Raw genomic sequence first — 6689 nt, forward strand, 5'->3', positions numbered from 1 at the left:
CAATATTTCCGTCTTAGGTGATTTTAATAATTGGGACGGTCGCAAATACCAGATGGGTAAACGGAGCAATGGAGTTTGGGAACTATTCGTACCGGGACTCGGGGTTGGCGACAGCTACAAATACGAAATTAAAAACATTGATGGCGACATCTACGAAAAATCAGATCCCTACGGCTTTCAACAAGAAGTTCGACCCAAAACCGCCAGCATCGTCACCGATCTCGATAGCTACACTTGGAACGATACCAATTGGATGGAGCAGCGTCGCAACGCCGATCCGATGGCATCTGCGGTCTCCATTTACGAAGTACATCCGGGGTCTTGGCTGCACGCCGCCTGGGACGAACCGGCAAAATCGGCCAGCGGCGAAACCTTGCCACCGGTTGCAGTCGCCGATCTCAAACCGGGGGCGCGATTTTTGACCTATCGGGAAATGGCAGACAAGCTAATTCCCTACGTCAAGAAGCTCAACTTTACCCACATCGAACTCTTACCGATCGCCGAACACCCCTTTGACGGTTCGTGGGGATATCAGGTGACGGGTTACTACGCAGCCACTTCCCGCTTCGGCACCCCCCAAGATTTGATGTACTTCATCGATCGCTGCCACCAAGAAGGGATTGGCGTGATTGTAGACTGGGTTCCGGGCCACTTCCCCAAAGACGGTCATGGCTTGGCATTCTTTGATGGCACTCACCTCTACGAACACGCCGATCCTCGCAAAGGGGAACACAAAGAATGGGGAACCCTCGTCTTTAACTACGGACGCAATGAAGTCCGTAACTTCTTAGTCGCCAATGCCCTCTTCTGGTTCGATAAGTACCATATTGACGGCATTCGCGTCGATGCAGTGGCTTCCATGCTCTACCTCGACTACTGCCGTGAAGATGGCGAATGGGTGACCAACCAGTACGGCGGACGGGAAAATATCGAAGCGGCCGACTTCCTGCGTCAGGCCAACCATACCATTTTCAGCTACTTCCCCGGCATCCTGTCGATCGCCGAAGAATCCACCTCCTGGCCGATGGTATCTTGGCCGACTTACGTGGGGGGTCTGGGCTTTAACCTGAAGTGGAATATGGGCTGGATGCACGATATGCTCGATTATTTCAGCATGGACCCTTGGTTCCGCCAATTCCACCAGAACAATATCACCTTCAGTATGTGGTATCACCACAGCGAAAACTATATGCTCGCTCTATCCCACGATGAGGTGGTTCACGGCAAGAGCAATATGTTGGGGAAAGTACCCGGTGACGAGTGGCAGAAGTTTGCCAACCTGCGGTGTTTGTACTGCTATATGTTCACCCACCCCGGCAAGAAAACCCTGTTTATGAGCATGGAGTTCGGTCAGTGGGGTGAATGGAACGTGTGGGGCGATCTGGAGTGGAATCTGCTGGAGTACGAACCTCACCAGAAGCTACAAAATTTGGTTCGTCGCCTCAACGACCTGTACCGCACCGAACCGGCGTTGCATACTCAAGATTTTGACGAACCGGGTTTTGAATGGATCGATTGCAACGACAACCGTCACAGCGTCGTATCCTTCATGCGTCGGGATAAGAAATCCGATGAGTTTGTGGTGACGGTGTGCAACTTCACCCCCCAACCCCACAGCCACTATCGCGTCGGCGTACCCGAGGCGGGTTTCTACACCGAACTGTTTAACAGCGATGCCCGCGATTATGGCGGTAGCAATATGGGTAATTTGGGGGGTAAGTGGACTGATGAATGGTCGTTCCACAATCGTCCCTATTCCTTGGATTTGTGTCTACCTCCCTTGGGCGTGTTGGTATTGAAGATCGATCGAGCAAAAACAGAGGCCGCAAAAGTGGCAAAAGCCGAAGTAAAAGCCATCGAATCCGAACAAGCTGACGCTTGACATCGCGCGACGAGAGTAGAGAAGCTAGGGGAGTGGGGAAAGCGGGGGAGAGAATAATTGACAACTAGTGAAGTCGTTCTTCTTCCTCGTCTTTGTGTCTATGTCCGGTCACCGCGTCACCGTGTCTTCCCCTCTCTCTTGTCTTCTTCTGTGGCTTCCCTTTCCTTTCTAAATTTCGCGCTTCCACTTGACGTTCTGTCACATCCGGGTCGATTTTGGTAGGAAACTATCCAGAATTAGGAGACGATCGCCTGAATAAAGGAGTACGACATCTCAAAGACAGAAAATCACATGAGAACCGCTCGATCGTTTGACTCAGTTTCGATGCAACCCCATCGATCGCTCTGCCCCATTATTGGTGCCGGGGCGATCGCTTGTGCCCTATCGTTCGTTTCTCTCGGGAGTCCGGCAAGAGCCGATACGGGAGCTGTGGAGAGCCTAGGGGAGGTGTCTCATAGAGCTTCCCGCGTTACTTCTGGCTTCCATCGACCGTTACCGCCGTGGTATCGGACTCCGGCATCTCGGGGGAAACAATCCCAAGAGTGCATCTGGTTGGGGGTGGATTGTTAAAGTCGATCGCCAGCAAGCCAAAAGTTGACGAGTCAATAGATCGATCGCGTAACGAATAGACTCAGTTGTGTTGCGATTGTCAGCCGCAATAAAAACGACTCTCAGATCGAATCCGTGCTGAGTCACCATCATTCTCAAGCGGAGAAACTGGTGAGAAGGTGACAGGCGCAATTCGTGCATTACACGTGCATTACAATCGATCGTCCAGATCTGATGTCGCCGAATCGTTACGAAAACTTGAGAGTGGGAAAATGCTTTGTTTGACTTTCTCCGGAAAGACAGGACTTTCGCTTTTCCTCTATCTTGTTGGGTGTGTTGAGAAAGCAAGCCCACAACTGCAATTAGATTCATCTCCAAAAATGTAAAAATTCCCGTTTGGTTCGATCGTCATGGCGCTGAATCTACCAAAATTCTATCGCAATTGTAACCCCAGTAAAACCCTCAATTCGGCCAGTCATGAGGCGCAACAATACTATATTGACTTTTCTGATGTTCGCGGCAGCAATATCGTCGAAGAACTACTGGCCAATATTACGTTATTTTCTCCCGAGGAACCCACCTGCCAGCTTTTTACCGGACATATTGGATGCGGCAAATCCACCGAACTGTTGCGTCTCAAATTCATGTTAGAGCGAGAAGGATTTCACGTCGTCTACTTTGAATCGTCTCAAGACTTAGATATGGGGGATGTAGACATTGGAGATATTTTACTGGCGATCGCCCATCAAATCGCTTGCAGCATCGAATTCCTCTCTTTAAAGACCCCCACCCGCAAGCTCCAAAATCTACTGCGCGGGGCGTGGAAAGCGCTCAAAAATGAATTTGAAATTCGGGGTTCTGCCCGATCGACCTTTCACGAAACCGCACTGGAAAAAGAAGGTCATTTCTCCCTTTCCTGGGGACTGCGCCAGCTCACCACTCATTCCAAAAACAGTCCCGAAGTCCGTTCCAAATTGCGGCAGTACCTCGAACCTCGGGTGGGTTTTCTCCTCGAAGCGATCGAAGAAGAACTCATCGATCCGGCGATCGTCACCCTCAAAGAGCAAGGTGGAGCCGGATTGGTGACGATCGTAGACAATCTCGATCGCGTCGAAAACCGCCGTAAACCCTGGGGTCGATCGCAACCTGAATACTTATTCGTCGATCGCGGCGAGCAACTGCGCAAGCTTCAATGCCACATCGTCTATACCATCCCCATCTCTTTGATGTTCTCGAGCGATCTGGGGCGATTGACCCTGAGATTTGGTGTCGATCCCAAGGTGTTGCCCATGATTCCCGTTAAAGATCGACGAGAGCAGATGTTTGAGGAAGGCATGGTGCAAATGCGACAGATGGTCCTCGCCCGAGCCTTTCCCGAACTCACCGCCCCAGAGCGACTCAAACGCTTGGGGGAAGTCTTTGATACTGCAAGTACCCTCGATCGCCTATGCTACATTAGTGGGGGCCACGCCCGAAATCTTTTGAGACTGTTACATCGTTGTATTGAGAAAGAGCGACATCTGCCGCTGTCGCGAGATATTTTAGAAGCGACGATTCGAGAACGCTGCGCTCAGCTCGCTCTCTCCTTGGACGATTCAGAGTGGGAGTTGTTGCGGCAAGTTGCTCAGCTTAAGCGAGTGCGCCAGGTCAGATCGCTACCGAGCCTAATCCGCAGTATGTTTGTATTTGAGTACCGAGACGAGAACGGATCTTGGTTTGATATCAATCCGATTTTAGCCGAAGCACAGGGTTTTAAGTCATGACGGAGCCAGAGCGCGGGGAAGATGTTGCGGCGAAAAATGAAGACGCGATCGAAGAGTTGGCCTTTGGGCTGGAATATTCTCAGGGGCAGTTCAAACTTCTTCTAGCGCGTTGCAACTATTCTGCGTTACGGGCGCGATCGATGGCGCGACTGGAGGAAATTTCCCCGGTGTCCCTTGAGGAACTGAAGTTGCTCCACTCCACTCAAGCCCTCTTTAATACCATTCGATCGCACGTATCTGCCAGTACCGAAGCTCTTGCGGTGTGGGGCTTGGAGGACGTGCGCCACATCGATCGACTCCTGAGCGCCACCAACCAAGTCCGCGAGGAGTTTCGCAAGCATTTTCCCTTTCCGATTATTCTCTGGGTGAACGACGAGATTTTACAAAAGCTGATTCGTTTGGCCCCGGACTTTGAAAGCTGGGCAACCATCGTCGAGTTCGCGATCTCCGCCGAAGAACCCATCGCTCTACTCGAAAAACACTCAGCGCAAATCTTCGAGACAATTTTATCTGCCGATTCGGGTGGATGGTTGATGGGTCGTTCTTTGATGAAAGAATCCGATCTCCGCGAATTTAACGCCAGCCTGCAAGATTTGCAAGATCGAGACATTTCTCTCAACCCCGAGTTAATGGCCGATGTCGAGTTTGTTCTCGGGCGCAACGCTTACGAACGAGACGAGCTAGAAGATGCCATCGAGCGCTACGATCTAAGTTTGAATTTTTGGCAGTCTTCCACAAATACTGCCGGTAGAAGTACCCCAGAAGACCAGCAGCATTCGTATTTGCGGCAGGGTGTCTTATGGCTGCACCTGGCCCTGTGCCACTTTCGCGCCGCCGATTTGCGATCGCCCGGCAGCCCGGAAAATTGGGAAAAAGCCCGAGATTGCCTGCAATGCTGTATCGATATCTTCGAGGCCGCCGAACGGGAAGACTTGGTGGCTCGATTCATTACCTATCTGTGTGAAGCCCTTCGATACCTCCAAGATTGGGAGCGCCTCAAAGCTACGGTGCAAAAGTCCGTTCCCCTGCACCGACGCTACGGTAGCACCATTCAATTGGCTGTCGATTACGGATTTCTGGCCGAAACGGCGATCGGCGACAAACGTTGGATGCGAGCGGAGCGTTGCGCGGGGAAGGCATTACAAATCCTCCAAGAATCTCCAACCACCAACGTTTTACCCCATCGCTGTCTGCTCGAACTGCTGTATCGATTGTTTTTGGTCGAAGCGCAGTTTGCCCTCGCCAAAACTCACCCCGCGCGGGAAAATCTCGATCGAGCGGTGCGGGAGTTACCCCAGGCACTGGCATCGAGCATCCAGTGCGATCCCTATCGCAACTTGCGAATTTTAGAGGCTTTGCGCCAGTTATATTTTCAGCAGGGCTGCTATTTAGAAGCCTTCGAGACCAAATTAAAGCAACGGGCGGTGGAAGTGGCTTTCGGCTTGCGCGCCTTTATCGGTGCGGCCCGTTTGGAACCCCATCGAGAAGCGATCGCCCCAGTGCGCGATCGGGAAAACCGAGATGCCATCGCCCCAGAAATTCGCACCTCCGGTCGCGGGCAAGATGTCGAGCGGCTCTTGGAGCGGGTCGGTCGACCCGATCGCAAACTCACGGTACTCTACGGACCGTCGGGGGTGGGTAAAAGCTCGATCGTTCATGCGGGGTTGATTCCCGCACTGATCGGGCGCTCCATCGACGTGCGGGATGCGATTCCGGTGGTGGTACGGGTGTATGCAGATTGGCCCGCACAACTGGGAAAAGCGTTAAGCCGCGCCATGGGTCTCGATCCCTCAAAATCCGACGAACGCTCGGTTTCCGACGGTAACGGTTCTGTGGAGTCGCAGTCTCGACTGTTGGCGGGATGCTTTATTCCCGGAGGAGATTGTGGGCCGTCTCAAATCATCGAGCAACTCCATCGAAATATCGATGGCAATTTGCTGACGGTGATTATTTTCGAGCAATTTGAAGAATTTTTCTTTTCCAATCCGAACTTCGATCGCAAACGAGGGTTTTACGAGTTTCTCAATGAAATTCTCAATATTCCCTACGTTAAAGTCATTATCTCAATTCGCGAAGATTACTTACACCATCTTTTAGAAATCGATCGAACCTTAGAAATTGCAGCGATTGATGGTGACATTCTCAGTCGCCAATCTCGCTACTATTTGGGGAACTTATCCAAAGAAGATGCCCATAACGTCATCAAAAATTTGACGAATATTTCCCATTTTCATCTAGAACCCCAGTTGGTCGATCGCCTCGTTGAAGACTTAGCTGGAGACCTCGATCGGGTTCGTCCCATCGAGCTGCAAATTGTCGGCGCCCAACTCCAAGCCGATAAGATCGATACCCTCGACAAATATCTGCAATCGGGAACCCTACCCAATCTGATCGAACGATTTATCGAAGAAGCCATCCACGATTGCGGTCCAGAGAACGAACAAGTCGCGCGGTTAGCTCTCTACCATTTAACCGATGAAAACGGGATGCGACCG

Annotated in this window: 4 protein-coding genes; all 4 read left to right on the top strand. The window is 51.5% G+C overall.

The annotated features are described in order from the left end of the window. Positions 1-1882 (top strand): 1,4-alpha-glucan branching enzyme (glgB, locus tag IQ235_RS15035; RefSeq protein WP_264322258.1); only part of this gene is annotated, 1882 nt, incomplete at its 5' end. Positions 1883-2173: 291 nt separating this feature from the next. Further along, positions 2174-2452 carry a hypothetical protein gene (locus tag IQ235_RS15040; RefSeq protein ID WP_264322259.1) on the top strand — a complete coding sequence of 93 codons (279 nt, stop codon included), beginning with the start codon at positions 2174-2176 and terminating at the stop codon, positions 2450-2452. Positions 2453-2841: 389 nt separating this feature from the next. Continuing rightward, complete coding sequence (locus IQ235_RS15045; protein ID WP_264322260.1) at positions 2842-4194, top strand: ATP-binding protein; 1353 nt, start codon at positions 2842-2844, stop codon at positions 4192-4194. Continuing rightward, positions 4191-6689 (top strand): nSTAND1 domain-containing NTPase (locus tag IQ235_RS15050; protein ID WP_441373275.1); only part of this gene is annotated, 2499 nt, incomplete at its 3' end. The genes IQ235_RS15045 and IQ235_RS15050, both read left to right, overlap by 4 nt.

This window comes from Zarconia navalis LEGE 11467 (assembly GCF_015207075.1).
GTDB lineage: Bacteria > Cyanobacteriota > Cyanobacteriia > Cyanobacteriales > Geitlerinemataceae > Zarconia > Zarconia navalis.